Source organism: Frigoribacterium sp. MCBA15_019 (genome assembly GCF_001864945.1).
GTDB lineage: Bacteria > Actinomycetota > Actinomycetes > Actinomycetales > Microbacteriaceae > Frigoribacterium.
On the sequence record NZ_MJGS01000012.1, the window covers coordinates 580107 to 605273 of the forward strand.

Annotated in this window: 25 protein-coding genes; 17 read left to right on the forward strand and 8 right to left on the reverse strand. The window is 73.4% G+C overall.

The genetic code is table 11. The features are described from left to right. Nucleotides 1-65 precede the first annotated feature (65 nt). Nucleotides 66-638, forward strand: a complete 573-nt coding sequence (locus BIV04_RS11920; protein ID WP_071256454.1) for a YdeI family protein — start codon at nt 66-68, stop codon at nt 636-638. Nucleotides 639-815: 177 nt separating this feature from the next. On the opposite strand, the gene BIV04_RS11925 is transcribed toward BIV04_RS11920, so the two are convergent. The 3 genes from BIV04_RS11925 to BIV04_RS11935 all read right to left on the reverse strand — a co-directional run bounded on the left by BIV04_RS11925 (nt 816) and on the right by BIV04_RS11935 (nt 2357). Further along, nucleotides 816-1448 (reverse strand): Pr6Pr family membrane protein, encoded by a 633-nt coding sequence (locus tag BIV04_RS11925; RefSeq protein ID WP_071256455.1) that lies wholly within the window; start codon nt 1446-1448, stop codon nt 816-818. 107 nt (nt 1449-1555) lie between these two features. Then, a complete protein-coding gene (locus BIV04_RS11930) occupies nt 1556-2017 on the reverse strand; it encodes a Rho termination factor N-terminal domain-containing protein (RefSeq protein WP_054146808.1) in 462 nt (153 codons plus the stop codon). A 70-nt stretch (nt 2018-2087) separates the two neighbouring features. Further along, nucleotides 2088-2357, reverse strand: a complete 270-nt coding sequence (locus tag BIV04_RS11935; RefSeq protein WP_071256456.1) for a hypothetical protein — start codon at nt 2355-2357, stop codon at nt 2088-2090. A gap of 152 nt (nt 2358-2509) precedes the next feature. Between BIV04_RS11935 and BIV04_RS11940 the strand changes: the two genes are divergently transcribed. Genes BIV04_RS11940 through BIV04_RS11955 form a run of 4 tightly spaced genes read left to right on the forward strand, consistent with a single transcriptional unit; the run spans nt 2510 to nt 9611 of the window. After that, the gene (locus tag BIV04_RS11940; RefSeq protein ID WP_071256457.1) at nt 2510-3193 is read left to right on the forward strand and encodes a 4'-phosphopantetheinyl transferase superfamily protein; all 684 of its coding nucleotides are present in this window, start codon (nt 2510-2512) and stop codon (nt 3191-3193) included. Then, complete coding sequence (locus BIV04_RS11945; protein WP_083396394.1) at nt 3190-7182, forward strand: Pls/PosA family non-ribosomal peptide synthetase; 3993 nt, start codon at nt 3190-3192, stop codon at nt 7180-7182. Before BIV04_RS11940 ends, BIV04_RS11945 begins: the two co-directional genes overlap by 4 nt. Further along, nucleotides 7179-8483, forward strand: a complete 1305-nt coding sequence (locus tag BIV04_RS11950; protein WP_071256458.1) for a M1 family metallopeptidase — start codon at nt 7179-7181, stop codon at nt 8481-8483. The genes BIV04_RS11945 and BIV04_RS11950 overlap by 4 nt, the downstream gene beginning before the upstream one ends. Nucleotides 8484-8498: 15 nt before the next feature. Next, nucleotides 8499-9611 (forward strand): M20 family metallopeptidase, encoded by a 1113-nt coding sequence (locus tag BIV04_RS11955; protein ID WP_071256459.1) that lies wholly within the window; start codon nt 8499-8501, stop codon nt 9609-9611. Between the two features lie 93 nt (nt 9612-9704). On the opposite strand, the gene BIV04_RS11960 is transcribed toward BIV04_RS11955, so the two are convergent. Then, entirely contained in the window at nt 9705-10730 is a 1026-nt protein-coding gene (locus tag BIV04_RS11960) for a LacI family DNA-binding transcriptional regulator (RefSeq protein ID WP_071256460.1), read from the reverse strand. Between the two features lie 255 nt (nt 10731-10985). On the opposite strand from BIV04_RS11960, the gene BIV04_RS11965 reads away from it, so the two are divergent. From BIV04_RS11965 to BIV04_RS12000, 8 genes are all read left to right on the forward strand, one after another. After that, the gene (locus tag BIV04_RS11965; protein WP_071256462.1) at nt 10986-12017 is read left to right on the forward strand and encodes a substrate-binding domain-containing protein; all 1032 of its coding nucleotides are present in this window, start codon (nt 10986-10988) and stop codon (nt 12015-12017) included. Next, nucleotides 12017-12772 (forward strand): ATP-binding cassette domain-containing protein, encoded by a 756-nt coding sequence (locus BIV04_RS11970; RefSeq protein ID WP_071256463.1) that lies wholly within the window; start codon nt 12017-12019, stop codon nt 12770-12772. The genes BIV04_RS11965 and BIV04_RS11970 overlap by 1 nt, the downstream gene beginning before the upstream one ends. Beyond that, nucleotides 12769-13824, forward strand: a complete 1056-nt coding sequence (locus BIV04_RS11975) for an ABC transporter permease (protein WP_083396395.1) — start codon at nt 12769-12771, stop codon at nt 13822-13824. The genes BIV04_RS11970 and BIV04_RS11975 overlap by 4 nt, the downstream gene beginning before the upstream one ends. Next, on the forward strand, nt 13821-14909 hold the full coding sequence (locus BIV04_RS11980; RefSeq protein WP_071256464.1) for a phosphotriesterase: 1089 nt from the start codon (nt 13821-13823) through the stop codon (nt 14907-14909). The genes BIV04_RS11975 and BIV04_RS11980 overlap by 4 nt, the downstream gene beginning before the upstream one ends. A 75-nt stretch (nt 14910-14984) precedes the next feature. Beyond that, on the forward strand, nt 14985-15734 hold the full coding sequence (locus BIV04_RS11985; RefSeq protein WP_071256466.1) for a glutamine amidotransferase: 750 nt from the start codon (nt 14985-14987) through the stop codon (nt 15732-15734). Next, nucleotides 15716-16414, forward strand: coding sequence for a TenA family protein (locus BIV04_RS11990; RefSeq protein ID WP_143048684.1), 699 nt, complete (start codon nt 15716-15718; stop codon nt 16412-16414). Before BIV04_RS11985 ends, BIV04_RS11990 begins: the two co-directional genes overlap by 19 nt. Beyond that, a complete protein-coding gene (locus tag BIV04_RS11995; protein WP_071256468.1) occupies nt 16411-17628 on the forward strand; it encodes a hypothetical protein in 1218 nt (405 codons plus the stop codon). Before BIV04_RS11990 ends, BIV04_RS11995 begins: the two co-directional genes overlap by 4 nt. Nucleotides 17629-17636: 8 nt before the next feature. Continuing rightward, nucleotides 17637-18830, forward strand: a complete 1194-nt coding sequence (locus BIV04_RS12000) for a M28 family metallopeptidase (RefSeq protein WP_071256470.1) — start codon at nt 17637-17639, stop codon at nt 18828-18830. Nucleotides 18831-18845: 15 nt separating this feature from the next. Here the strand turns inward: BIV04_RS12000 and BIV04_RS12005 are convergent, their stop codons facing one another. Further along, nucleotides 18846-19487: a class F sortase gene (locus BIV04_RS12005; protein ID WP_071256471.1), complete on the reverse strand. Its 642-nt coding sequence runs from the start codon at nt 19485-19487 to the stop codon at nt 18846-18848. A gap of 1 nt (nt 19488) precedes the next feature. Continuing rightward, nucleotides 19489-20232: a CHRD domain-containing protein gene (locus BIV04_RS12010; protein WP_255364270.1), complete on the reverse strand. Its 744-nt coding sequence runs from the start codon at nt 20230-20232 to the stop codon at nt 19489-19491. 248 nt (nt 20233-20480) lie between these two features. On the opposite strand from BIV04_RS12010, the gene BIV04_RS12015 reads away from it, so the two are divergent. Beyond that, nucleotides 20481-20990 carry an RNA polymerase sigma factor gene (locus BIV04_RS12015; RefSeq protein WP_071256583.1) on the forward strand — a complete coding sequence of 170 codons (510 nt, stop codon included), beginning with the start codon at nt 20481-20483 and terminating at the stop codon, nt 20988-20990. Further along, the gene (locus tag BIV04_RS12020; RefSeq protein ID WP_143048685.1) at nt 20983-21822 is read left to right on the forward strand and encodes a hypothetical protein; all 840 of its coding nucleotides are present in this window, start codon (nt 20983-20985) and stop codon (nt 21820-21822) included. The genes BIV04_RS12015 and BIV04_RS12020 overlap by 8 nt, the downstream gene beginning before the upstream one ends. A gap of 111 nt (nt 21823-21933) precedes the next feature. Here BIV04_RS12020 and BIV04_RS12025 read toward each other — a convergent pair whose 3' ends face one another. Both BIV04_RS12025 and BIV04_RS12030 read right to left on the reverse strand, forming a co-directional pair. Then, a complete protein-coding gene (locus BIV04_RS12025; RefSeq protein ID WP_083396398.1) occupies nt 21934-22971 on the reverse strand; it encodes a Gfo/Idh/MocA family protein in 1038 nt (345 codons plus the stop codon). 77 nt (nt 22972-23048) lie between these two features. After that, nucleotides 23049-23894, reverse strand: a complete 846-nt coding sequence (locus BIV04_RS12030; RefSeq protein ID WP_071256475.1) for a helix-turn-helix transcriptional regulator — start codon at nt 23892-23894, stop codon at nt 23049-23051. A gap of 173 nt (nt 23895-24067) precedes the next feature. Here BIV04_RS12030 and BIV04_RS12035 point away from each other — a divergent pair, with 173 nt between their 5' ends. Then, complete coding sequence (locus BIV04_RS12035) at nt 24068-24811, forward strand: SDR family oxidoreductase (RefSeq protein WP_071256585.1); 744 nt, start codon at nt 24068-24070, stop codon at nt 24809-24811. A gap of 34 nt (nt 24812-24845) precedes the next feature. Further along, entirely contained in the window at nt 24846-25079 is a 234-nt protein-coding gene (locus BIV04_RS12040; RefSeq protein ID WP_071256476.1) for a PLDc N-terminal domain-containing protein, read from the forward strand. Nucleotides 25080-25167: the final 88 nt, after the last annotated feature.

A 25167-nucleotide genomic window follows, 5' to 3' on the forward strand; every position in this document is an offset into this window, starting at 1 on the left:
GTGCCGCCCACCTCCGGACGTGAGCGGCAGGTCGTGACCTCTCGCTGCGGCGGTAGGGTCGCCGCATGGTCAGCTTCGCGGACAAGCCCGTGCTCGACGTGACGGTCGAGCAGTGGCGCGAATACCTCGAGGGCGACCCCGACGTGGGCGGGGTGCGACTGACGCTCCGCAAGGTGCGGTCGACGAGGCCCGGCATGACCTGGTCCGAGGCGCTCGACGTCGCCCTCTGCCACGGCTGGATCGACGGCCAGACCAGTCGGCTCGACGACGACTTCACGCTCACCGCGTTCCAACCGCGGCGGAAGAACAGCCCGTGGTCCCAGGTGAACCGCGAGCACGTCGCCCGCCTGACCGCCGAAGGGCGCATGACCCCGGCGGGGCAGGCCGAGGTCGACCGGGCGAAGGCCGACGGGCGCTGGGACGCCGCCTACCGGCAGAAGGACGCCGCGCCTCCGGACGACCTGCAGGCCGCACTCGACGCCGACCCGGCGGCGGCCGCCCACTTCGCGTCGCTGACGAAGACCGAGCGGTTCCGGGTGTACTTCCGGCTGGCCTCGCTGAAGCGGGCCGAGACCCGCGCGGCGCGCATCCGCGACGTGGTCGCGGCGGCGGCGCGCGCCGAGCAGCACTACCGCTGAGCGGGCCCGGGCCGCGCGCTGGCTCGGGCCGGGTGCTCCGGGGGCCTACGCCGCCACGAAGTGGACACCGCGCCATGACAAGACGTGGCGTGGTGTCCACTTCGTGGCGGGGTGGATGGTTGGACGTGCGGCAGCGGCGGCGGCGCGACGTGCGGAGCGCAGGAGGCGCGGGTCGCGTCAGCGGCGCGAGCGCTGCTTCCAGAAGCGGCCGGCCAGGCGCGCCAGGCCGACCAGCGCGAGCGACAGCACGGCCAGGGCCACCAGCAGCACGACCATGTAGACCGCCACGGGGCCGTAGCCGCCCAGCGCCTCCGGGTCGTAGAAGGGGTACGGGTAGAACGACGTCACGGCGCCGCGGACGAGCGAGTACACGCTGTACGCCACGGGCACGACGAGCCCGATGGCGGCGGCCGACCACGGCAGGCGGCGACCGGCGGGCAGCACGAGCCAGTCGACCAGCACCGCGACGGGCATCACCATGTGCACGACGACGTTGACCCACGGCAGCACGCCCCCGGCCACGTCGGTCAGCAGGACGTTGAAGACGAGGCCGACGAACACCATGTCGACGACCGAGATGAGCCGCACGGTGTCCCACGCACGGCTGCCGGGGCGACGGCGCAGGGTGCGGACGCCACCGACGACGAAGACCACGACTGCCAACAGATTGCTGAGGTTCGTGAAGAACGAGAAGAAGTTGACGACGCTGTAGTCGTTCTCGAGCGTGTTCGCGAACTGGGCGGCGACGGCCACGAGTGCGAGCGCGCCGAAGACGAACCGGTACGGGACCATGAGCTGAGCGCGCGTCATTACCTCACCCTAGTGAGCACGGTGCACGCGACGGCCCTCCTGCCGGCGCCGACCTGCCTGCGCCCATCTGCCTCGGATGGCACCGCCGACTGGAGGTGACCCCCGGGTCAGGCCTGCTCGATCTTCTCGATCAGGGTCGCCTTGGGGTACCGCGACACGTTCGTGATGCCCTTGGTCCGGGCGAGGGCGCGCAGCGCGACGAGCGTCTGCGCGTGCAGGTCGACGTGGGCGTCGTGGCCGTCGGGCAGCTGCACGGTGGTCTCGTCGACCTCGGGCAGGGGCGGCGTGTAGATCGAGCGCGGCTCGGCCGGGGTGGCGGACGACGGCGTCGACGACGCCCCCTTCGAGGCCTGGCCCGCGCCCTTCGCCGTCTTCTTCGCGTCCTTCAGTCCGGCGGCGGCGTCGTCGAGCGCGTTCTCGAGCGGCTTCACCGAGGGGCGGGCCTTCTTCGCGAGCTTCTTCGCGCGGCGCTTGGCCTCGGCGACGGCGGCTCGGGCGTCGGTGACGGCGTCCTCGGCCTTGTCGTAGGCCTTGGCGGCGGATTTCTTGAGCTTCTTCTGGTCGGCCACGGGATCGGCCCCTCTCTCGAACGTGCGGAAATCGTGCGTCCGAGCGTGGCACGGCCGCCTGGGACCACGGTCAGTCGACGTGTGTCGTCTTGCCGTTCGCCATGCGGTCCCGCTCGGCGCGGAGCGACTCGATCGTCTCGGGGTCGAGGAAGTCCACGAACGGGTTGGGCTGCCCCGTCCGCGCGGCCACGACCTCGGTGTACGCAGCGGAGGCGCGTCGCAGCTTCGCGGTGGCGCGACCGAGTCGCTTGGACGACGAGGACTTCGCCGTGACGACCTCGGCGTGGTGCTCGAGGGCGTGGACGAGTTCGGCGAGGGCTGTCGGGATCTTCTTGGCCAAGGTCGGGGCCTCTCGGGTGAGCGGAGCGGGTGGTGGGCCGCCGCGGACCGGTCGGGGCGGTCGTGGACGCGGGCCCGATCGTCGCTCCACCAGGAGAACTGCAGGTGAACGGACCCTGAGCGCTGGATCGACGCGGGCTAGGCTCGCTGGCCATGACCGACGCACGGGTGTGGTTGCTCGATCTCGACCTGGATCTCGATCTCGACCGCCGTCCCCGCGCCGGTGGGACGTCGGCGGTCGAGGTCTGCGACGAGCACGAGTCGGCCCGGGCGGCGGCCTTCGCGGACGCGACCGACGCTCGTCGGTACCTGGCCGCCCATCGTGCGCTGCGCCTCCTGGTCTCGTCACGCACCGGCCGCGACGCCGCGAGCCTCGTCTTCGACCGGGAGCCGTGCCGGCGCTGCGGCGGGCGGCACGGTCGTCCGGTGCTGCGGTCGCCGGGCGACCTGCACGTGAGCCTCAGCCGGAGCGGTCGCTGGGCGGCCGTGGCGCTGCGGGCCGGGGCACCCGTCGGCGTCGACGTCGAACGGGCCCGCCCGTCCGGTGCGCTGGAGCACCTCCGATCCGACGTGACCCCCGAGGACGGCGAGGTCGACGTGTTGCGCGCCTGGGTGCGGAAGGAGGCGCTGCTCAAGTCGACCGGGGAGGGCCTGACCACCGAGATGTCGGCCATGCGGTTGTCCCGGCTGCCCGACGGCACGACGACGGACGGTCGTCGCGGGACGGTCCACGACGTGGAGTCGGTGGCCGACGTCGTCCTCGCGGTCGCCGGCGTCGGGCTGTCCCGCCCCGCGTTCACCGACGCGTCACCTGACGTCCCTAGCGTGCGGCCGTGAGCCAGACCCTGCCCGGCGTGATCGCCGGCTCGCCCGACGCCCCCGCGGCCCGCACCCTCGTCGACGTCCTGCGGGCGACCGCGCTCGCCCACCCCGACGCCTCGGCGCTCGAGGACGAACGGGGCGCCCTGAGCTACGCCGAACTCGTCGTCCGCGTCGAGGCCGCGGCGCGCGCGCTCGCCGACGCCGGCGTGCGACGGGGTGACCGGGTCGGCGTGCGCATGCCGTCGGGCGACTCGTCGCTCTACCTGACGATCCTCGCCGTCCTGGCCGCCGGGGCCGCCTACGTGCCGGTCGACGCCGACGACCCGGACGAGCGGGCCGCGCTGGTCTTCGGCGAGGCCGGCATCGTGGGCATCGTCTCGGCAGGGGGCCGCTTCACCCCGCGCGACACCGATCGACCCGCGAGCCTCGTGCTCGCCGCACCGGCCGCCCACGTCAGCGGACGGGGCGCGGCGCTCGCCGACGCCGACCGGCTGCCGACCCCGGCCGACGACGCCTGGGTCATCTTCACCTCGGGCTCGACCGGCACGCCGAAGGGCGTCGCCGCGAGTCACCGTTCGGCGGCCGCCCTGGCCGATGCCGAGGCGCGGATGTTCCTGTCGTCGCCGGGCGTCGAACCCCTCGGACCGGGCGACCGGGTGCTGGCCGGGCTGTCGGTCGCCTTCGACGCCTCGTGCGAGGAGATGTGGCTCGCCTGGCGCAGCGGCGCCTGCCTGGTGCCGGCCCCGCGCAGCCTCGTGCGGTCCGGGGCCGACCTCGGTCCGTGGCTCGTCACGCACGGCATCACCGTCGTGTCGACCGTCCCGACGCTCGCCGCCCTCTGGCCCGACGAGGCCCTCGAGAGCGTGCGGCTGCTGATCTTCGGCGGAGAAGCCCTGCCGCCCGAGATCGTCGACCGGGTGGTCGGCGACGACCGCGAGGTGTGGAACACCTACGGGCCGACGGAGTCGACGGTCGTCGCCACGGGATCGTTGGTCCGGGCCGGCGAGACCGTGCGCATCGGGTTGCCGCTCGACGGCTGGGACGTCGCGGTCGTCGACGCGGCCGGCGAGCCCGTGGCCGAGGGCGAGATCGGCGAGCTGATCATCGGCGGCGTCGGCCTGGCCCGCTACCTCGACCCCGCCAAGGACGCCGAGAAGTACGCCCCGCACGAGCAGCTCGGCTGGCAGCGCGCCTATCGCAGCGGAGACCTGGTGCGGTTCGACCGGGCCGGGCTCGTGTTCCAGGGGCGGGCCGACGACCAGGTCAAGGTCGGCGGTCGCCGCATCGAGCTCGGTGAGATCGAGACCGCGCTGCAGGCCCTGCCCGGGGTGGGCGGCGCCGCCGCGGCGGTGCGGACCACGGCGGCCGGCAACCAGGTGCTCGTCGGTTACCTCGCGGTCGCGTCGGCCGAGACGTTCGACCGAGGCGCCGCCCTCGCCCGCCTCCGGGACGAGCTCCCGGCCGCCCTGGTGCCGCTGCTGGCGCTGGTCACCGGCGACCTGCCGACCAAGACGTCGGGCAAGATCGACCGCGACGCGCTCCCGTGGCCGTTGGTCGACGCGACGACCGGTGGCGACGGTGACGGTGGCGGGCCCGACGGTGCCGGGTCGATGACCCCGGTCGAGCAGCTCGTCGCCGAACGCTGGCGCGAGGTGCTCGGCGTGCCCGTCCCCGACGCCGACGCGAACTTCTTCGACCTCGGCGGGGGATCGTTGGCCGCCGCGCAGCTCGTGGCCCGGCTGCGCGAGCTCGACCCCGAGTTCACCGTCGCCGAGATCTACTCGCACCCCCGCCTCGGTGCCCTGGCCGAGGCCCTGTCCGTGGCGGACCTCGACCACGACGCCCCTCCCGCCGAGTACCACCGGTCGGTGCCGACCCCGCGACGCACGCAATGGCTGCAGACCCTGCTCGGGGTGCCCCTCCTCGTGCTGTCGGGCGCGCGCTGGCTGACCTACGCCCTGACCGCGAGCACCGTGCTGCGCTGGTGGAGCGGATTCGACGCCCTGCCCGCGGTCGACGGCCGGCTGCTCGTCGTCGCGATCGTCGTGTTCGTGACCCCGCCGGGACGCATGGCGATCTCGGTCCTGGCCTCGCGCCTCCTTCTGCGGGGGGTGGAGGCGGGCGATCATCCGCGCGGCGGCAGCGTGCACCTCAGGCTCTGGCTGGCCGAGCAGGTCGCCCACCAGATCGGGGCGGTCGGGCTCGCCGGCGCCCCGTGGATCAGCTACTACGCGCGTGCCCTCGGCGCCCGGATCGCGCCCGACGTCGACCTGCACGCCCTGCCGCCCGTCACCGGCATGCTGCGCATCGGTCGCGGGGCGTCGATCGAGCCCGAGGTCGACCTGGCCGGCCACTGGATCGACGGCGACGTCGTGCGCATCGGGGCGATCCGCATCGGTGCGGGCAGCACGATCGGCATGCGCAGCACCCTGCTCCCCGGCACCCGCATCGGCAAGGACGCCTCGATCGCGCCCGGGTCGGCGGTCTTCGGACGCGTGCCCGCGGGACAGCACTGGGCCGGTTCGCCGGCCGAGCGCATCGGCCGCACCCGCGCCTGGTGGCCGGAGGGTCGGCCGCCCTCGCCCACCCGCTGGTTCGTCGCCTACGGGGCGTCGGCGATCGTCATCGCCTTGCTGCCGGTGGTCTCGGTCGGTGCAGGAGGCGCGGTCGTCGCGCTCGGTGTGCGGGGTGCGAGTTCACTGACGGACGCGTGGTGGCGCGCCCTCGCCCTCCTGGTGCCGGGCACGCTCGTGGCCGGGCTGGTGGCCGCCGTGCTGGTCGTCGCGCTCACCCGACTGTGGGCCCTGGGGGTGACCGAGGGCACCTTCGCGGTGCGGTCGAGGGTCGGCTGGCAGGTCTGGAGCACGGAACGCCTGCTCGACCTGTCGCGCACCCTGTTGTTCCCGCTCTACTCGAGCCTGTTCACGCCGGTCTGGCTGCGCCTGCTCGGTGCCGAGATCGGGCGGGACGTCGAGGCGTCGACCGTCCTGCTGCTGCCGTCGATGACCACGGTGCGTGACGGAGCCTTCCTGGCGGACGACACGCTCGTCGCGTCGTACGAGCTCGGCGGCGGCTGGCTGCGCGTGGCCCGGGCCGAGATCGGTCGGCGGGCGTTCCTGGGCAACTCGGGAATGACCGCCCCCGGCCACAAGGTGCCGAAGGACGGTCTGGTGGCCGTGCTCTCGTCGGCTCCGCGCAAGTCCAAGGCGGGGTCGTCGTGGCTCGGTTCGCCCGCGGTGCGCCTGCGCCGCACGGTCGCCGTCGCCGACGAGACCCGCACCTTCCGCCCGGCCACCCACCTACGGGTGGCCCGGATCGCGTGGGAGCTCAGCCGGATCGTGCCCGTCGTCGTCACCTGCGGCATCGGCCTCGGCCTGGTCGTCGGGCTGTGGGCGCTGGTCGACGCGATCGGGGTCGGGGCGACGGCCGCGCTCAGCGGTGTCGTGATGCTCGCCGTCGGGGCGGCGGCCGCCGGTGTCACGACGCTGGCCAAGTGGGCGCTCGTCGGGCGCATCCGGGCCGGCGAGCACCCGCTCTGGTCGTCGTTCGTGTGGCGCAGCGAGGTGTCCGACACCTTCACCGAGATGTGCGCGGCCCCCTGGTTCGCCCATGCGGCCGCCGGCACCCCGGCCCTCGTCTGGTGGCTGCGCTCGCTCGGGGCCTCGATCGGCCGAGGCGTGTGGACGGACAGCTACTGGTTGCCCGAGGCCGACCTGGTGCGACTCGACGACGCCTCGACCGTGAATCGAGGATGCGTCGTGCAGACGCACCTGTTCCATGATCGAATCATGAGCATGGACACCGTCACCCTGGCCGCCGGATCGACCCTCGGCCCCCACAGCGTCGTGCTGCCCGCGGCCCGCCTCGGCGAGCACGCCACCGTCGGCCCCGCCTCGCTCGTGATGCGGGGAGAGGTCGTCCCCGTCGGCAGCCGGTGGAGCGGCAACCCGATCGGCCCGTGGCGGGACGTCACGTTCGCGGACTACCACGCCGTCAGCCGGTGACCGGTTCCGCAGCGACCGCGGACGGCTACACGCCCGAGAGCGGCAACGACGGCTACGGCGTGCGCTCGTACGACCTCGTGATCGGGTACCGCGTCGCGACGAACCGGTTGGACGGCGTCGCGACGATCACGGTGGTGCCGACCGAGGCTCGGCGCACGCTCGTGTTCGACCTGCTCCGCCTGCGTGCCGCGAAGGTGCGGGTCGACGGGCACAAGGCGCGGCACGCCCAGTCGACGACGAAGCTGACGGTGACGCTGCCGGACGCGACCGTGCCGGGCGAGCCCGTCGAGGTCGTCGTCGAGTACGCGGGCTCGCCCGCGCCACGTCGCACCCGCTGGGGCACCCTGGGCTGGGAGGAGCTCACCGACGGCGCGCTCGTCGCGTCGCAGCCGAACGGGGCACCGACCTGGTTCCCGTGCAACGACGACCCGGCCGACAAGGCGACCTACCGGGTGCAGGTCACGACCGAGCAGCCCTACGCCGTCGTCGCCCACGGCGAGCTGATCGGTCGGCACACGCGGTCTGGCCGCACGACGTGGGTCTACGAACAGCCCGAGCCCACGGCGTCGTATCTCGCGACGGTGCAGATCGGCCGCTACGAGTTGGTCCCGGTCGTGCTCGCGGGGGTGCCCGGCGTCTTCGCCGGGGTGCCGGCGATGCGGTCGCGGATCGGTCGTGACTTCGGCGAGGTCGCCGACATGATGGCCTGTTTCGTCGAGCGGTTCGGCCCGTACCCGTTCGCGTCGTACTCGGTGGTCGTCACCGACGACGACCTCGAGATCCCGCTCGAGGCCCAGGGCCTCGCCATCTTCGGCGCGAACCATGCCGACGGGGCGGGCGGGTCGCGTCGGCTGATCGCGCACGAACTGGCTCACCAGTGGTTCGGCAACAGCGTGGGCCTCACGAGTTGGCGCGACATCTGGCTGAACGAGGGCTTCGCCTGCTACGCCGAGTGGATCTGGTCCGAGGCCTCGGGCGGACCGTCGGCCTCGTCGCTCGCCGCCCGGGCGCACGCCCGACTGCTCGAGTCGCCGCAGGACGTCGTCGTCGGCGACCCCGGCCCCGACCTGATGTTCGACGATCGCGTCTACAAGCGCGGCGCGCTCGCGGTGCACGCGCTGCGCTCGGCGGTCGGCGACGAGTCGTTCTTCGACGTGCTGCGCGCCTGGACGGCCGAGCACCGTCATCGCGTGGCGACCACGGCCGACTTCGTCACCCTGGCCACGCGCGTCTCGGGCCACCCCGTCGGACCCCTGCTGCGACCCTGGCTCGACGAGCGGGCGCTGCCGGCGCTGCCGTGACGATAGCGTGACGGCATGACCGCCCCGAAGCCGTCCGAGGTGCCCGTGCTCAGCCTGCTGCGCGACCTCGTCGCCATCGACTCGACCAGCGGCACACCCGGCGAGGCGGCCGTCCTCCGCCGCGTCGCGCTCGAGTTCGAGGGCGTCGAGGAGGCGCGGGTCGCCTTCGCCCCCGGGGCCGACGGTGAGCCCACGGCGCTCCTGGTCTCGCCGGCGGTCGTCGCCGCCGACAGGCCGCTGCTCGTCTTCGCGTCCCACGCCGACGTCGTGCCGGTGACCGACGCCTCGGCCTGGACCCACGACCCGTTCGCCTCGACCGTCGTCGGTGACCGCCTGCACGGCCGCGGCACGTCCGACATGAAGTCCGGCCTCGCCGCCTCGGTCGTCGCCGTGCGAGACCTCCTGCGTCGCGGCGCGCCCGTCGCGCTCGCCGTCTCGACGGGCGAGGAGGTCGGCTGCCTCGGTGCCCCCGCCGTCGTCGACCTGCTCGACGGTCTCCGGGTCGGAGCCGTCGTGATCCCCGAGTCGACCGACGGGCGGGTCGTGCTCGGCCACCGCGGCGCGCTCTGGTTGACCGTGCGCACCTCGGGCGTCGCCGCGCACGGCAGCACGCCCGAGCGGGGCCACAACGCGATCCTCGACCTCGTGGCCGTGCTCGGGCGCCTGGACGACCTGCCGCTCTCGGCGCACGCCGACCTCGGCCGCGAGACGGTCAACGTGGGCGTCGTCTCGGGCGGCAGCGTGCCGAACATCGTGCCGGACGTCTGCGAGGTGCGCATCGACTTGCGGGTCGTGCGCGACGACGTCGGCGAGCTCGTCGCCTGGTGGCGGGACCAGCCCGAGGTGACCGACGTCCGCGTCGACCTCGACCTCGCCGCCGTGTGGACCCCGCGCGACCATCCCTGGCTCGCCGGACTCGACGCCCCGGTCTCGGAGGCGCCCGCCTCGTACTTCACGGACGCCTCGGTGCTCGTGCGTTCGCTCGACGACGGGGTGCCCGTCGTGGTCTGGGGCCCGGGCGACCCGACCGTCGTGCACTCGGTGGACGAGTCGGTGTCGGTCGACGCGGTGCTGAGGGCCGTCGAGCAGTTCGGTCGCGTCGGCGAACGGTGGGCTGCCGAGCACTGACCGGCAGCCGACGGCAGGCGGCCCGGCGGCCCGGACGGGTCAGGCGGGCCCGGCGGCCCGGACGGGTGCGGGCACGGGTCAGGACGACACGGGTCAGGCGGGCACGGAAGCCGTCGATCGCGTGCTCTGTCGTCGGACCAGTCGGGGCGCGAACGAGACGCGCGCGCCTCCTCGTCCGCCGTCGTCGGACCCGCGCAGCGAGAGCAGCCGCAGCGCCTCGCCGGCCATGCGGTCGGTGGGCTGGGCGAGGGTCGTCAGGGCCGGGGTCACGTACGAGGCGAAGACGATGTCGTCGAAGCCCGTGACCTGCAGCTCGTCGGGCACCGACACCCCGAGTTCGCGGGCCGCCCGCAGGACGCCCATGGCGATCAGGTCGTCCGCGCAGACGATGGCGTCCGGGCGGTCGTCGGAGGTGAGCAGTCGGCGGGCCGCCGCGTCGCCGCTGTCGACCGAGTAGTCGCCGAGCACGACCCCGTCGCGCACCTCGCGGATGCCGAGTTCGGCCGACCAGTGTCGGAAACCCCGGAGGCGCAGGGTCGTCGACGAGTTCGTCAGCTCGGAGGTGACGAACGCGGCGGAGCGGGCACCGGTCTCGGCCAGGTGCGTCAGGACGAGCTTCATCGCCTCGGCGTCGTCGAGGCCGATCCAGTCCGTGCCGGGGACGTCGACCCGGCGGTCGAGCTGCACCAACGGCGCGGCCCGGGCGGACGCGGCGACGGCGGCCGCGCTCTCGGTGTCGTGCACGGGGCTGACCACGATGCCGTCGACGTGTCGTTCGATCAGCGACCGCAGGTGCTCGGCCTCGACGGCGGGGTCCTGCCGGGAGTCGCAGAGGAACAGCTGCTTCCCCTCGCCGTGCAGCGCGCTCTCGAGGCTGTCGACCAGGGTCGTGAAGAACGGGTTGAGGATGCTCGGCACGACCATGCCGACCGTGTCGGTGCGTCGGGTGCGCAGGGCGCGGGCGATGCCGTTGCCCGAGTAGCCCAGCTCGTCGGCCGCCTGTCGGACCCGGCCCTCGATCTCGCGGCCGACGGGACGGGAGGCCGACATGACGCGCGAGACCGTCGCGGGGGAGACGCCCGCCCGGCGGGCGACGTCCGAGATGGTGACGGCGTTCATGGGCTCCTCAGGGCGTGGCCGCCGGGGGCGACGGGTGATGCCGTCATCGTATCGTCCCCTCGCGGGAAACCGATTGCCCACCCCGGATCTCTTTTACACGTCGGAAACACAAAGGTGTTGACACTCGAAACACGAAGGCGTCACTCTTGACGCAGTTCCCGACGGAAATCGATTGCCCATCGATCTCGACCCCACCGAGATCGCCCTCTCGCCAGTCCCGCATGCTCCACCTCGTCCTCACCAGGAAGGCTCCTCATGCCCACGACCCGTACCGTCCTCGCCGCATTCGCCGTGGGCGCCATCGCCATCGGCACCCTCGCCGGCTGCGACTCGTCCTCGACCACCGCCTCCGGCTCCGCATCCGGCGGCTCGACCTCGACCCGCCCGGCCCCCACCGACGTCCCCCAGGCCTGCGCGCCCGACGGCGGCGGCACCCTCCAGCTCGGCATGGTCGACATCAACGAGCAGACCGCCTTCTTCACCCAGATGAACGAGGGCGTCCAGGACGTCGCCGACGAGGCCGGCGCCGACCTGCAGATCGTCAGCGGTGACAACGACAGCGCCACCCAGGTCTCGGGCGTCGAGAACCTCGTCGCCTCGGGCGTCGACGCCCTGATCGTCGACCCGGTCGACGCGACCGCGCTCGTCCCCGCCCTCACCGCGGCCAAGGCCGCGGGCATCCCGGTCGTCGCCGCCGACGGCTCGGTCGACGACGCCTCGGCCATCGACTCGTACGTCGGCACGGCGAACGAGGACGGCGGCGCCCAGCTCGGGAAGGCCTTCCTCGACATCACCGGCGGCGAGGGCGAGGTCGGCGTCGTCGGCGCGCTCAACAGCGCGATCCAGATCCAGCGGCAGAACGGCTTCACCGACGCCGTCGAGGCCGGTGGCATGACCATCGGCACGATCGTCGACGGCCAGAACGTCAACGAGGACGCCCAGGCCGCGGCCGAGAACCTGCTCACCGGCAACCCCGACCTCGAGTACATCTACGCCACCGGCGAGCCCGCCCTGAACGGTGCCATCGCCGCGGTCAAGAGCCAGGGCGCCCAGGACCGCGTGAAGATCGTCGGCTGGGACCTCTCGCCCTCGGCCGTCGAAGGGTTGCAGGACGGCTACGTCGAGGCCGTCATCCAGCAGGACACCTTCGGCTTCGGCTACGAGGCCGCCAAAGCCGCGATCAACCTCGCCTGCGGCACCGCCGAGGTGCCGGCGACCGTCGACGTGCCGATCACGATCGTCACACCCGACAACCTGGCCGACTTCTCGTACTACCTGGAGGGCTGATGACCGACGTCACGACCGGCGACCTGCTCGTCGAACTCGAGGGCATCCGCAAGTCCTACGGCGCCGTCGACGTCCTGCGCGGCGTCGACCTGCGCCTCGCACGCGGCGAGGTGCTCGGCCTGGTCGGCGACAACGGCGCCGGCAAGTCCACCCTGATGAAGGTGCTCGCCGGTTCGGTCCAGCACGACGGCGGCCGCATCAGCATCAAGGGCAAGGAGGTGCGGTTCCAGTCCCCGAGCGACGCCCAGGCCGAGGACATCGGCATCGTCTACCAGGACCTCGCCCTCTGCGACAGCCTCAACGTCGCCGCCAACCTGTTCCTCGGCCGCGAGCCGCGGGTCGGGCCCTTCCTCAAGGTCGGGGCGATGCACGCCGAGGCCACGGCGGTGCTGAGGGAGTTCGGCGTCCGCGTGACCTCCACGCACCAGCTGATCTCGCAGCTCTCGGGTGGCCAGCGTCAGTCGGTGGCCATCGCGCGCGCCGCGTCGGTCGACCCCGACGTGCTGATCCTCGACGAGCCGACCGCCGCCCTCGCGGTCACCGAGGTCGAGTCGGTGCTGCGCCTCATCAAGGAGGTCGCGGCCCGAGGGGTCGGCGTCATCCTCATCACCCACCGGCTGCAGGACCTCTTCCGGGTCTGCGACCGCATCACCGTCATGTACGAGGGGCGCAGCGTCGACGACGCCCGCATCGACGACCTCACCATCGAGTCGCTCGTCGACATGATCACCCGTGAAGGGAGCGCTGCCGCATGACCGCGACGACCTCTGACCCCACCCGCACCGACGGCCCCGAGCCCGGGCGCGGCCCCGGCACCTCCGACGTGCGCGAGCGCCGCTGGGAAGCCCTGCAACGCGTCAACAAGTCCACCCTGCTGATGCTCGTCGTGACGCTCGTCGTCATCGTCGTCTTCTCGGTGGCGACCCCGACCTTCCTCACCGGCACGAACCTGCGGAACGTCGCCGTGCAGGTGGCACCCGCGGCCATCGTCGCCGTCGCGATGACCTTCGTCATCACGGCGGGCATGATCGACCTCTCGGTCGGGTCGACGCTCGCGCTGGTGTCGGTGATCGGGGCGGTGCTGCTGCGGGCGGGTCTCGAATCGGTGCTGGTCATCGTGATCTGCCTGGCCGTCGGCGCCTTGTGCGGGTTGGTCAACGGCTGGTTCTCGAGCTACCAGGGCATCCCGTCCTTCATCGTCACCCTGGCCACGATGTCGATCGTGCGGGGCGTGGCCCTGCTGATCACCAAGGGCTATTCGATCGCCATCGGCTCGGGCCTGATCTTCGCCCAGGTCGGCCAGGGCCGGCTGTTCGGGCTCGGCTACCCCGCCTGGCTCGCGCTGATCATCGTCGGCGTCGGCATCGTGGGGCTGCAGCGCATGCGGTTCGGACAGTACATCACCGGCATTGGCTCGAACGAGGAGTCGGTCCGCCGGGCCGGCGTGGACACCCGCTTCGTCAAGATGATGGCCCTCGTGCTCAGCGGCACGGCGGCCGGCGCGGCCGGCATCATCACCGCGGCCCGCCTGGGGTCGGGCGACGCCAACTCGGGCGTCGACTTCGCCATGACGGTCATCACGGCCGTGGTGATTGGCGGCACGAACCTGCTCGGCGGCAAGGGCAGCGTGATCGGCACGGCGATCGGGGCCATCCTGACCGGCGTCATCACCAACGGCCTCACGCTGCTCGGCCTGAGCCCCTACATCGTGCCCATCGTGACGGGCAGCCTGCTGATCATCGTCATCTGGATCAACCTGCGCGGCGGCTCGTTCACCGACCTGGTGCGCAAGCGGGTGACCCGATGAGCCGCGTCGGTGGCTTCGGCGTCGAGACGACTACGGTCGTCGACGTGCAGACGGTCACCGGCCCCGTGCCGAGCGACCGCCTCGGCTACACGCTGCCGCACGAGCACCTGATCAACAGCATCGAGGAGGGCGGGCTCGAGCCCGACCCCGACTTCCCCGAGCTGTTCGACGCGCCGGTCACGCCCGAGATCGCCTGGCTGCTGCGCGACCGCCCGCTCGCCTGTCGCGACAACTGCGTGCTCGACGGCGACGACGACGCGGTCGACGAACTCGTGGCGTTCCGCGAGCTCGGCGGCAGCACCGTCGTCGAGCTGACCTCGGACGGTCAGGGCCGTGACCCGCGCCGCCTCGCCGAGATCTCGCGCCGCAGCGGGGTGAACGTCGTCACCGGCGGCGGCTGGTACCTCGAACGGTTCCATCCCGACGCCACGGGTCGCGACACCGTCGACGACCTGGCCGCCCGCCTGGTCGCGCAGTACCGGTCCGATCCGGCCGAGACCGGCGTGCCCCGCTCGGGCGTGATCGGCGAGATCGGCGTCTCGCCGGGCTTCACCGAGCGCGAGGAGCGCTCGCTCCGGGCGGCCTGCCGCCTGCAGCGCGAGACCGGCCTGCCGATGTTCGTGCACCTGCCCGGCTTCGTCCGCCACGGCGGTCGCGTGCTCGACGTCGTGCTGCGCGACGAGGGAGTCGACCCCACGGCGGTCGTCCTCTGCCACATGGACCCGTCGGGCAGCGACCCCGACTACCAGCGCAGCCTCGCCGAGCGCGGGGTCTGGCTCGAGTTCGACATGATCGGCATGCCGTACCGCTTCTCGCTGCCCGGCGAGGGGCAGTCGCCCTCGCCGGTCGAGACGGCGACGGCGATCGCCCGCCTGGTCTCGGCCGGGTTCGGCCGCCGTCTGCTGTTCAGCCACGACCTCTTCCTCAAGAGCATGTTGCGCAAGCACGGGGGCAACGGCCTCTCGTACGTCCCCGCGGTGTTCCTCGACCGGCTGACCGACCTCGGCGTCGACGCCGACGTCGTGCACGGCGTCGGCACCCGCAACGTCCGCGACCTCTTCGAGGGCGCGGCCCTGACCCGCTGAGGGGCGACGCCGCGGCACCGAGCCGCGCGCGCCTCCTCGTCCCGAACCGTCCCGTCACCACCGGAAGGCCCCACCATGTCCCGCATCCTCATCGCCGGCGAGAGCTGGATCACCGCGACCACCCACACCAAGGGCGTCGACGAGTTCACCGCCCACTCGTACACCGAGGGCGTCGCGCAGCTCCGGACGGCCCTGCAGGCCGGCGGCCACGAGGTCGTCCACCTGCCGGCCCATCTCGTGTCGACCGAGTTCCCCGAGACCCAGGAGGCGCTGGACGCCTACGACGTCGTGGTGCTGTCCGACATCGGGGTCAACTCGCTGCAGCTCGCGCCCGCCGTCTTCGAGAAGAGCATCCCCGGTCGCGACCGCGTCCAGGAACTGGCCCGCTGGGTCGAGGCCGGAGGCGCGCTGCTGATGATCGGCGGCTACCTGTCGTTCTCGGGCTGGCAGGGCCGTGCGGGCTACGCCCGCACCGAGATCGCCGACGTGCTGCCGGTCGAGCTGCTGATCGGCGACGACCGCGTCGAGCGCCCGGCCGGCGTCGTCGCCACCGTGCTCGACGCCGACCACCCCGCCCTCGGCGGCGCGGGCATCGAGTGGCCGTTGCTGCTCGGCTACAACCGCACCGTCGTGAAGCCGGGGGCGGTGGAACTCGCCCGCCTGGGCGACGACCCGCTCGTCGTCGTCGGCGAGGCCGGCGTGGGGCGCACGGCGGTCTTCACGAGCGACTGCTCGCCGCACTGGGCGCCGCCGGCGTTCTGCGAGGAGTGGGACGGCTACGCCAAGGTGTTCAACGGCATCGTGTCGTGGCTGACCAGCCGCTGACGGTGGCGATCCCGACCCGGCCCGAGGGCCCCGGCGCGGGCCGGGCGGCGGCGCTCGTCGCCCGCTGCTCGGCCGAGCTCGACGCCTCGGCGGCGGTGCCGCTGCTGGCCCGGATGGCCGACGGCACGATCGACGACGCGGCCTTCGGCCGGTACCTCGCGATCGAGCAGGCGTTCGTCCGGACGGCGGCCCGACTCGCCGGCTACTGCCTGTGGCAGCAGCCGGAGTGGTCCCGGGCCGAGCGGCACGCCGAGGCCGTCGTCGACCTCGTCGGACCGCAGAGTGCCTACTTCGCCGACCTGCGCGCGACGCGACCGGTCGACGAGGCGGGATTACCCGCTCTGCTGGCCCGCGCCTCCGTGCTCGAGGCCACGGTGACGACCGCGCTCGACGAGGGCGGCTACGCCGGGGTCGTCACCAGCCTCGCGGCGGCCGAGACCCTTTACCTGCAGTGGTGCACGCGGGCCGCCGAGCGGTCGGTGCCGCGACCGGGCGACGTGCAGCGGTGGATCGAGCTGCACGTCACCGACGGCTTCCGTGCCCAGGTCGCGTTCCTGCACCAGCTCGTCGACGAGCTGCCCGATGACGTGACCGACGACCGGCTGGACCGCTGGTTCGTCGCCATGCTGCGCGCCGAGGACGCCTTCCACGCGAGCGCCCTCGCCGAGGTCGCCGCGTGACCGGCCCCGTCGTCGACCTGGCCGCCGTCGAGGCGCGCCTCGCCACGGCCGGGATCGCCTTCGAGAGGCTGGCCGTCGGACCCGACGCCGTCGTGGTCGTCTCGTCGTACGGGGGCCGCGTCTACGGGCCGTTCTTCGCCGCCGGCGAGGCCGAGAACTGGCTGCCCGACGCCTTCGCCTCCGACGACGCCTTCGGTGGGCTGGTGGGCAGCGGCGACTGGAACGTCGGCGGCGACCGGGTCTGGATCGGCCCCGAGATCGCCTACATGATCCGTGACCGGGACGACTACTGGGGCAGCTACGAGATGCCACCGTCGCTCGACCCGGGCCGTCACGACCTCGACCGCACGGGCGACCGCGTGACCCTGTCGCGGGTCGCCGAGCTCGAGGCGTTCACCGCGCCGACCGGGCACGTCCGCGCCGACCTGACGCTGGTCGTGCGGCCCGCGGCCCATCCGCTGCGGCACCTGCGCGGCGCGTCGGCCGCGGGCCCCGACGGCACACCCCTCGTCGACGCCGTCGAGTACGGCGGCTACGTGACGGAGGTGCGGCTCGGCATCACCTCGGACGGCGCGCACGAGGCCGAGTCGTGGATGCTCGACCAGGTGCGGGCGGGCGGCACGGCGTTCGTCGCGGCCGTGCCCGACGCCCAGGTGACCGACTACTACGAGCCGGTGGGGGATCTGCTCGCCGAGGTGCCGGGCGGGGTCGCCGTGTCGCTGACCGGCGCCGACCGCTTCAAGATCGGCTTCGCCGCACCGCACGTCACCGGACGCCTCGGGTACGTGCGCGCCGTCGGCGACCCGGCCGACGACCGGGCGGTGCTCTTCGTGCGCGGCAGCCACAGCGACCCGTCGGCCGAGTACTCGGAGGAGCCCGACCCGTCGCCGGGCGTCCGGGGCGACTCCCTGCACCTGTACGACGACGACGGCGGGCTCGGCGGGTTCGCCGAGATCGAGGCCCGGGGCACGCCCGTGCTCGGCCCACGTCCCGAGCCGGTCACCGACCGGTTCGGCAGCTGGTGGTTCCGCGGGCGGACGGACGACGTCGCCCGCGTGGCCCAGCACCTGCTCGGGGTGCCCGCGCCGACCGTGGCGCAGGCCGCCCGGGGAGCCGCGCCGCGCCTCCTCGGTCCGTCGGTCGCGTCGCCGACCGTCGCGCCGGCGCCGGCACCGTCGCCTGCCCCGCTTCCGAACCCGACTCCGTCCCCGTGAGGAACGACATGACCCACGACACCGAACCCGGCTCGACCGATCCCGCCGACCGCGCCTACGACGACCTGGTCGCCCTCGTACAGCACGGCCCCCGGTTCCACGGCACTCCCGGCATCGCGGCCGCCGCCGACTGGCTCGAGCAGCGGCTGACCGCCGTCGGGTGGCCGGTGGCACGGCAGTTCGTGACGCTGCCCGGCTGGCAGCCCGGTCGCGTGCATCGGGTCACCGTGCAGCAGCCCATCGCCCGCGACCTGCCCGCCTGGCCGATGCTCTGGAGCGGCTCGACCGACGGGCCGCGCCGGGGCACGGTCGAGGCCGTCGGCCCGCAGGGACTCTGGGGCGACTCGATGGTCTGGCAGAAGTTCGTCGTGCGGGGTGACGACGGCGACGTGCTGGCCTACCTGCACGCGCGCGACGACGGACCCGCGGCACCGCAGCCGCTGCCGTCCGGGTCGGACCACGACGTGGCGCACCTCGCCCTCGGCCGCCTCGACGGTCTGCAGCTGACCGAGTGGATCGCCGACGGCAAGCCCGTCGAGCTCGAGGTCGAGGCCGACAGCGGTCCGGTCGAGGCCGCGACGAGCGACAACCTGATCGTCGACGTACCCGGCACGGGCGAGGGGTCGGTGCTGCTCTGCGCGCACTACGACTCGTTCTTCAACACGGTCGGCGCGTACGACAACGGCAGCGGCACGATCGCCCTGCTGCAGCTCGCCGAACGGTGGGCGGCGTCCGCGCCGGTCGCATCGGTCCGTCTCGTGTTCTTCACCGCCGAGGAGTGGCACCTGGGCGGCTCGCGGCACTTCGTCGACAGCGCCTCGGCCGATGAGCTCGACGCGATCGACTACGTCCTCAACGTCGACGGGCTCGGTCGTGGGTCGTTCGTCGAGGCGTTCGGGGCCCCCGAGGCGTTCTCGACGGCGTTCCGCGGCGCACTGCTGCAGCATGCCGCGGCCACCCGGCCCGACCTCGAACTCGTCACCCGGTTCCCGCCGACGACCGGCACGGACGACGCGTCGTTCTACCGGGCAGGCGTGCCGAGCGCCTTCCTGACCTTCAACGACCTGCACCGCCTGCACCAGCCCGACGACGAGCCGAACCGGGGCATCGCGGCGAACGTGGCCTGGACCGTGCCGCTCGTCGAGCACCTCGTGGCGAGCCTGGCGCGGCCGACCCGCGCCGCGCCTCCCGGGGTGTTGTAGGCCCGGGCCGGGCGATCAGGCTGCCGGTTCGGCGAAGACGATCCGGTTCTGGTCGTAGTGGCCCGAGCCACGGTCGAACACGCCGCCGCAGGTGATCAGCCGCAGCTGGTCGGTCGGCTGCGCCCCGAAGACTCGGGCGGTCGGGAACTTGGCCTTCGGCACGTCGACCACCTCGGTGACGGCGTAGCTCACGACACCCCCGTCGACCGTGGTCACGTCGACTCGGTCGCCGACGACGAGCTCGTCGAGCCGCGCGAAGACCGCCGGGCCCGACGCGGAGTCGACGTGGGCGGCGATCACCGTCGGACCGCGCCCGCCCGGCTTGCCGCCGCCGGTGAACCAGCCGACGTCGTCCGCGTCGACGGGCACCTCCATGGCGCCGGCGTCGGCGATGCCGAGGTCGATCAACGGGGCGTCGAGTCCGATGGCGGGCACCGAGACGGCGGCCGGCGCGACGCCCTCGGCGACGACCCCGGTGCCCTCGGCGACCGCAGGAGGCGCGGTGCCGGTCGCCGACGGAGCCGCGGTCGCCGGGGCGCTCGCCCCCGCCCCCGGGGTCGGTGCCGCCGTCGGTGCGACCGCCCCGGGCGCCGCGCACCCGGTCAGGGCCAGCACGACGGCGGCGACGACGACCACCGAGGGCAGGGAGCGACCCATGTCAGGCCCGGGCCGCGCGCTGACGACGGGTCAGGACGTACGCACCCGCACCGAGCAGGGCCAGGGCCCCGGCGCCGCCAGCCGCGAGGCCGAGACCGCCGGCCGACGCGCTCTCGGTGGCCGCGCCTCCGAGTCCGGTGTCGACGCCTCCGACGGGCACCTGCGTCAGCTGGCCGCGGACGACGCCGGCCGCGAACGTGGCCGTGTGCGAGTCGCCCGTGAAGCCGGCCGGGTTCGCCTCGAGCTGCTTCAGGCTGAAGCCGGCGCCCGTGTCGGCCCCGGCGGCGCTCATGACACCAGTCGTGAACGGCCCCTGCAGGCAGCCGCTGCTCGTGCGCGTGCCGTCCCCGCGGTCGACCGGGTTCGGGAACGCGATGCGCGGCGGGCCGGCCTGACCCTGTGCCGCCTCGTGGATGTGCGTCGCGGTCTTCGCCGGGCTCTGGTAGTCGCCGGTCACGCCGCGCAGGGTGATGTCGTAGCAGATGACCTCGGTGTCGCTGTTGACGCGGAAGTCGAACGTCCCCGTCGCGCCGGGCTCGCCCGGGGTGGCGACCCCGTCGTTGTTGATGACCTGGTCGGGCGTCGCCATCACCGTGTAGGCGCTCGTGAAGGTCGACGGTTCGGGCACCTCGGTCTCGGCGAACGCGGGCGTCACGCCGAACAGGGTGACGGCGGTCGCGGCGGCACCACCGATCGTCAGGGTGCGGATGGCGGTCTTCTTGGTCGTGCGCGTCATCTTCGGCATGCTCCGGGTCCTCTCGACGGGGCGGCGCCCGGGCGGGTGCCGCTCGACAGGGCCTACGTCGGGCGGGGCCGATGCGTTCACGTCGGTCGCGAGAAAGTTCGTGGCCGGTCCGATGAACGCGGGAGGCGCGGCGGACGTACACCCCGTCGGCATCCGCGATCGGCGTGGATAGGCTGGAGGGCAGGCGGATGATCGCCGTCATGGGTCGCGCGGGCCCCGTCCCGGGCCGCGCGGCAGATCGGAGCCCGATGAGCGAGGGGTCGTCCGGTCTCGACGTCCGCGCCGCGTTCGTCGAGCACGGCTCGTCGCTGCTCGGTTTCGCCGTCAACGCCCTCCGCGACCGGACGCTGGCCGAGGACTGCGTGCAAGAGACCTTCGTGCGCGCCTGGCGTGCCCGCGACTCGTTCGACGCCGACCGCGGCAGCGTCCGCACCTGGCTGTTCGCCATCGAGCGCCGCGTCGTGCTCGACGTGCACCGGGCACGGACGCGCACGCCGTCGGTGGTGCCCCTCGAGCACGCCCCCGACCCCGTCGCGAGCGTGGCCGACCCCCTCGAACGGCTGGGCATGGCCGAGGGGCTCGCCCGGCTGAGCGACGACCACCGGGCCGCCGTCGTGGCCGTCCACCTCGAGGGCCTGAGCTACCGCGAGGTGTCCGAGCGCACGGGCGTCCCCGTCGCGACCCTCCGCACCCGCGTGTTCCACGCGCTGCGCGCCCTCCGCACCCACCTCGACGACCAGGAGACGACCGATGACTGACCGCACGCCAGGGGTGGGGGCCGGTGACGGCGACGCCCGTCGCGACGAGTTGACGGCCGCTGCGCTCGCGGACGACCTCTCGCCGAGCGAACGCGTCGAGTTCGACGCGCTCCGGGCTGCCGACCCGTCGATCGATGCCGAGCTGGCGTCGCTCGGGGTGATGGTCGACGGACTGTCGGGCTTCGGTCGCTGGGACGACGTGGTTCCGAGCGACCGGCTGCGCGAGCGCATCGATGCCCTCGGACACGTCGCCGAGGCCCCGGCCTCTCGTGACGCGGACGTCCCGCTCGACGCCGACGTCGCTCTCGACACCGGCACCGGCACCGGCACCGGCACCGCGCCTGACGAGGCGCCGGCCACGCACATCGGGCCCCACGTCGCCGCGGCCCGGTCCGGACGGGGCCGTCGCCCGCTGCTGATCGCCGTGGCCGCCGCCGCGTGCCTGGCGATCGGGGCCGGGGGAGGAGTCCTGCTCGCGACGCCTCGTGACACGGTGGTGGCTGGCCCTGCCGGCACCCTCGGCGCCGTCGAGCACGTGGACTTCGTCGGTCAGCCCGACGGGGTCGACCTCGACGGAGACCTCGTCGCCCACACCTGGGGCACCGAGACCGTCCTCAGCGTCGACGGCCTGCCGACGGGTTCGGCGTTCACGGTCGTGGTGGTCGGCGGCGACGGGCGGGAGTACGAGTCCGGTGCGTTCCTCGGGTCGGACGTGCGCGTCGACTGTCGGCTGAACGCCGCCGTGCTGCGGTCCGACGTCGCGTCGGTCGAGATCCGCGCCGCGGACGGGCACGACATCGCCGTCGCGTCGGTGCCTCCGGTCGCGAGCTGAGCCGCGCCTCCCCGCCGAGCTGAGCCGCGCCTCCGGCTCTCGTCTGCCGAGATGTCACGACGTGCCGGTCACCTCGGGACGTGAGTGGCGAGTCGTGACATCTCGGCCGGTTCAGACGACGGTCAAGGAGGCGCGGGTCGCCTCGATCGTCGCGAGCAGCGACCTCGAGTCGGCCAGGGAGTGCAGGGGCGAGTCGCGCAGCCCGGCGTCCACGTAGGACGCGAGGGCGGTCGCCTGGTAGGCGAGCCCCTGGCGGCCGGTCGGGACGGTCGGGTCGCTCCAGACGGCCGACCCAGCATTGGTCGTCAGCTCGAACGTCGCGGGGAAGACGAGGTTCTGCAGGGTGCGGATCGACCCGGTCGAGCCCGAGATCGTGCCGAGCCCGGGCGACGTCGTGAGCAGGCTCGTCGCCGCCGTGGCGAGCACCCCGTCGGCCGTGCGGGTGACGACGGCCGCGTCGAGGTCGACGCCGTCGGCCCGGGTCGAACCGGCGGCGTGCCACTCGACGGGGTGGCCGGTCGCGAACTGGGTGAACCAGAACGCGTAGACGCCGATGTCGAGCAGCGCGCCGCCGCCGAGCGCCGGATCGGTCATGCGTCCGCCGGCCGAGAGGTCGTTGGCCCAGGCGACGTCGGCGGTCGCGAGCCGCACGTCGCCGATCGCGCCGTCGGCGAGCAGCGCGGCGATGACGGTCGTATGCGGCAGGTAGCGCGTCCAGAGCGCCTCCATCGCGAGGACACCGGCGGCGCTCGCCGCGGCGGAGATCTCGTCGGCCTCGGCCGTGCTGGTCGCCATCGGCTTCTCGATCAGGACGTGCTTGCCGGCCCGGATCGCGGTCAGGGCGTCCGGCAGGTGGCGGGTGTGGGGCGTGGCGACGTAGACGACGTCGACGTCGGGGGAGGTGACCAGCGCCTCCTGGTCGCCGTGCGCCGCGGTGACGCCGTGGGTGCGGGCGAAGGCCTCGGCCCGGTCGAGGCTGCGGGAGGCCACGGCGACCACGCGCTGGTCGGTGTGCGCGTGGAGGGCGTCGGTGAAGTCGCCGGCGATCTCGCCCGGGCCGATCACGCCCCAGCGCAGGGTCGGACCGCCGCGCAACGGGACGGCCGTCGCGGCGGGGAAGCTCAGGGTGCTCGGGGTCTGCGTGGACATGCGGTCTCCTCGGTGTCACGTCGTCGTGCGTGCGTCCATCTTCGCGGGTGCGGAACAGGCCGGGGCGTCGAGAGCCGTCAGCCCTGCTCGGCGAACCGCTCCGCGCCGATCACGTCGAGCAACCGCAGCTTGGCGTCGTCGTCGGACCCGGGCGTCGCCGTCAGCACGAGCAGCGTCTGCGACTGGTCCTCGGTGAAGAGAGCTTGGCAGTCCACCTCGACGCGGCCGAGCTCGGGATGCAGGAGCGTCTTGCGGTCGTCGAAGCGCTGGTGCACGGCGTGCCGAGCCCAGATCGTCGCGAACTCTTCGCTCGACGCGAGCAGCGCCTCCACGAGTTCTCGTGGTCGGCCCCCGCCGCCCGCCATGCTGAGCGCCGCCCGCAGCCCGGAGGCCTGCAGCTCGAGCTGGTGCGCGTGGTCCTCGACCGGGTAGGAGGCGCGCTCGGCCGGGTCGGTGAACCACCGGTGGAACGCACTGCGGGCAAGCCCCTCGTACCGCATCTGGTCACCGAGCAGGGCGACCGCGAGCCGGTTCTGCGCGAGCGTCTCGGCCAGGTCGCTGAGGACGAGCGCAGGGGTGTCGACCAACCGGTCGAGCACCCGCCGCAACGCGGGACTGACGTGGTCGCCGCCTCGCGTCCGGCGGGGCGGGTGGTGGCCGGTCAGGCGGTAGAGGTGGTCGCGCTCGTCGAGGCTCAGTCGCAGCCCCCGGGTGAGAGCGACGAGCATCTGCTCGGACGGCTGCGGGCCGCGCTGCTGCTCGAGCCGCGCGTAGTAGTCGGTCGACATGCCGACGAGCCCCGCCACCTCTTCGCGACGCAGTCCGGCGGTACGCCGACGCACGCCTTCGGGCAGCCCCACGTCGGACGGTCGCAGCGCCTCGCGGCGGTGGCGGAGGAAGTCGGCGAGGTCGGCGCGGTCCATGGCCCCATGCTGTCAGCCGCGGCACTCGCCAACCAGGGAGCACCGATCCCTGGACGAGCGCTCTCTGCCGCACCGCGCCTCCCCGGGTCAGAGTGGTGGTCGTCACCCCGACCGTCGTCGGGGCGACGACCACCACCGGCCGCGCCGAGCGCGGCACACCCGAAGGAGCAACCGTGAAGATCAGCGGCAACACCGTGTTCATCCCCGGCGCCACGTCCGGCATCGGCCTGGGCCTCGCCCTGCGCCTGCAGGCCGCCGGCAACACCGTCGTCGTGGCCGGCCGACGCCGGGCGCTGCTCGACGAGATCGTCCGCGACCACCCGGGCCTCGAGGCCGTCGAGCTCGACACCACCGACCCGCAGGCCGTCGTCGACGTCTCGGCCGAGGTGCAGCGCCGCTGGCCCGAGACCAACGTCGTCGTCGCGATGGCCGGCATCATGCAGACCGAAGACGTCACGACCGGCGACTTCCTCGCCACCGCCGAGGCGACCGTCACGACCAACCTGCTCGGTCCGATCCGACTGATCGCGGCGTGGACGTCGTTCCTCCAGACGCAGCCCGCCGCCTCGATCGTCACCGTGTCGTCGGGGCTCGCGAGCGTGCCGCTGCCGATCACGCCGACCTACAACGCGACCAAGGCCGCGATCCACTCGTTCAGCGAAGGCATCCGCGTGCAGCTCGCCGACACGTCCGTGCAGGTCGTCGAGCTCGTGCCGCCGGCCGTGCAGACCACCCTGCTCGGTCAGCAGGACGACCCGTCGGCCATGCCGCTCGACGAGTACCTCGACGAGACGATGGCGCTGCTCGAGGCGCAGCCCGACGCCCACGAGATCCTGGTCGAGCGCGTGAAGTTCCTGCGCAACGCCGAGGCCGAGGGGCGGTACGACGCGGTGCTGGCGCTGCTCAGCGCGCACTGAGGCCGGTCCGGCGGCAGCGCCCTAGGCTGGGCAGATGAGTGCATGGGGCGACTGGGGGCCGGCGGTGGTGGCGATCGTCGTGGCGGTCGTGTACCTCGTGATCGTCGTCAGCATCGTGCGCGCCGTGCGGCGACGTGCCGACACGACGCAGCTCGAGCGCACGGTCTGGACGGTCGCCGCCGTCCTCTTCCCGCTCGGGGCCGGCGCCGTGTGGCTGCTGCTCGGGCCGCACCCGCTCGGCCTCCGCATCGACCACGAGCACGACTGAACCGGCCGGGCCCTGCTCCCGTCGTGGCGAGAGGTCACGACGTGCCGCTCACCTTCAGAGATGAGCGGCACGTCATGACATCTCGCCC

What these genes read in the sequence shown, in the direction of transcription:
- BIV04_RS11920 (WP_071256454.1), top strand. Translation starts at nt 66, where the DNA reads ATGGTCAGCTTCGCGGACAAGCCCGTGCTCGACGTGACGGTCGAGCAG.
- BIV04_RS11925 (WP_071256455.1), bottom strand. Translation starts at nt 1,448, where the DNA reads ATGACGCGCGCTCAGCTCATGGTCCCGTACCGGTTCGTCTTCGGCGCG.
- BIV04_RS11940 (WP_071256457.1), top strand. Translation starts at nt 2,510, where the DNA reads ATGACCGACGCACGGGTGTGGTTGCTCGATCTCGACCTGGATCTCGAT.
- BIV04_RS11955 (WP_071256459.1), top strand. Translation starts at nt 8,499, where the DNA reads ATGACCGCCCCGAAGCCGTCCGAGGTGCCCGTGCTCAGCCTGCTGCGC.
- BIV04_RS11960 (WP_071256460.1), bottom strand. Translation starts at nt 10,730, where the DNA reads ATGAACGCCGTCACCATCTCGGACGTCGCCCGCCGGGCGGGCGTCTCC.
- BIV04_RS11965 (WP_071256462.1), top strand. Translation starts at nt 10,986, where the DNA reads ATGCCCACGACCCGTACCGTCCTCGCCGCATTCGCCGTGGGCGCCATC.
- BIV04_RS11970 (WP_071256463.1), top strand. Translation starts at nt 12,017, where the DNA reads ATGACCGACGTCACGACCGGCGACCTGCTCGTCGAACTCGAGGGCATC.
- BIV04_RS11975 (WP_083396395.1), top strand. Translation starts at nt 12,769, where the DNA reads ATGACCGCGACGACCTCTGACCCCACCCGCACCGACGGCCCCGAGCCC.
- BIV04_RS11980 (WP_071256464.1), top strand. Translation starts at nt 13,821, where the DNA reads ATGAGCCGCGTCGGTGGCTTCGGCGTCGAGACGACTACGGTCGTCGAC.
- BIV04_RS11985 (WP_071256466.1), top strand. Translation starts at nt 14,985, where the DNA reads ATGTCCCGCATCCTCATCGCCGGCGAGAGCTGGATCACCGCGACCACC.
- BIV04_RS12000 (WP_071256470.1), top strand. Translation starts at nt 17,637, where the DNA reads ATGACCCACGACACCGAACCCGGCTCGACCGATCCCGCCGACCGCGCC.
- BIV04_RS12005 (WP_071256471.1), bottom strand. Translation starts at nt 19,487, where the DNA reads ATGGGTCGCTCCCTGCCCTCGGTGGTCGTCGTCGCCGCCGTCGTGCTG.
- BIV04_RS12010 (WP_255364270.1), bottom strand. Translation starts at nt 20,232, where the DNA reads ATGCCGAAGATGACGCGCACGACCAAGAAGACCGCCATCCGCACCCTG.
- BIV04_RS12015 (WP_071256583.1), top strand. Translation starts at nt 20,481, where the DNA reads ATGAGCGAGGGGTCGTCCGGTCTCGACGTCCGCGCCGCGTTCGTCGAG.
- BIV04_RS12020 (WP_143048685.1), top strand. Translation starts at nt 20,983, where the DNA reads ATGACTGACCGCACGCCAGGGGTGGGGGCCGGTGACGGCGACGCCCGT.
- BIV04_RS12025 (WP_083396398.1), bottom strand. Translation starts at nt 22,971, where the DNA reads ATGTCCACGCAGACCCCGAGCACCCTGAGCTTCCCCGCCGCGACGGCC.
- BIV04_RS12030 (WP_071256475.1), bottom strand. Translation starts at nt 23,894, where the DNA reads ATGGACCGCGCCGACCTCGCCGACTTCCTCCGCCACCGCCGCGAGGCG.
- BIV04_RS12040 (WP_071256476.1), top strand. Translation starts at nt 24,846, where the DNA reads ATGAGTGCATGGGGCGACTGGGGGCCGGCGGTGGTGGCGATCGTCGTG.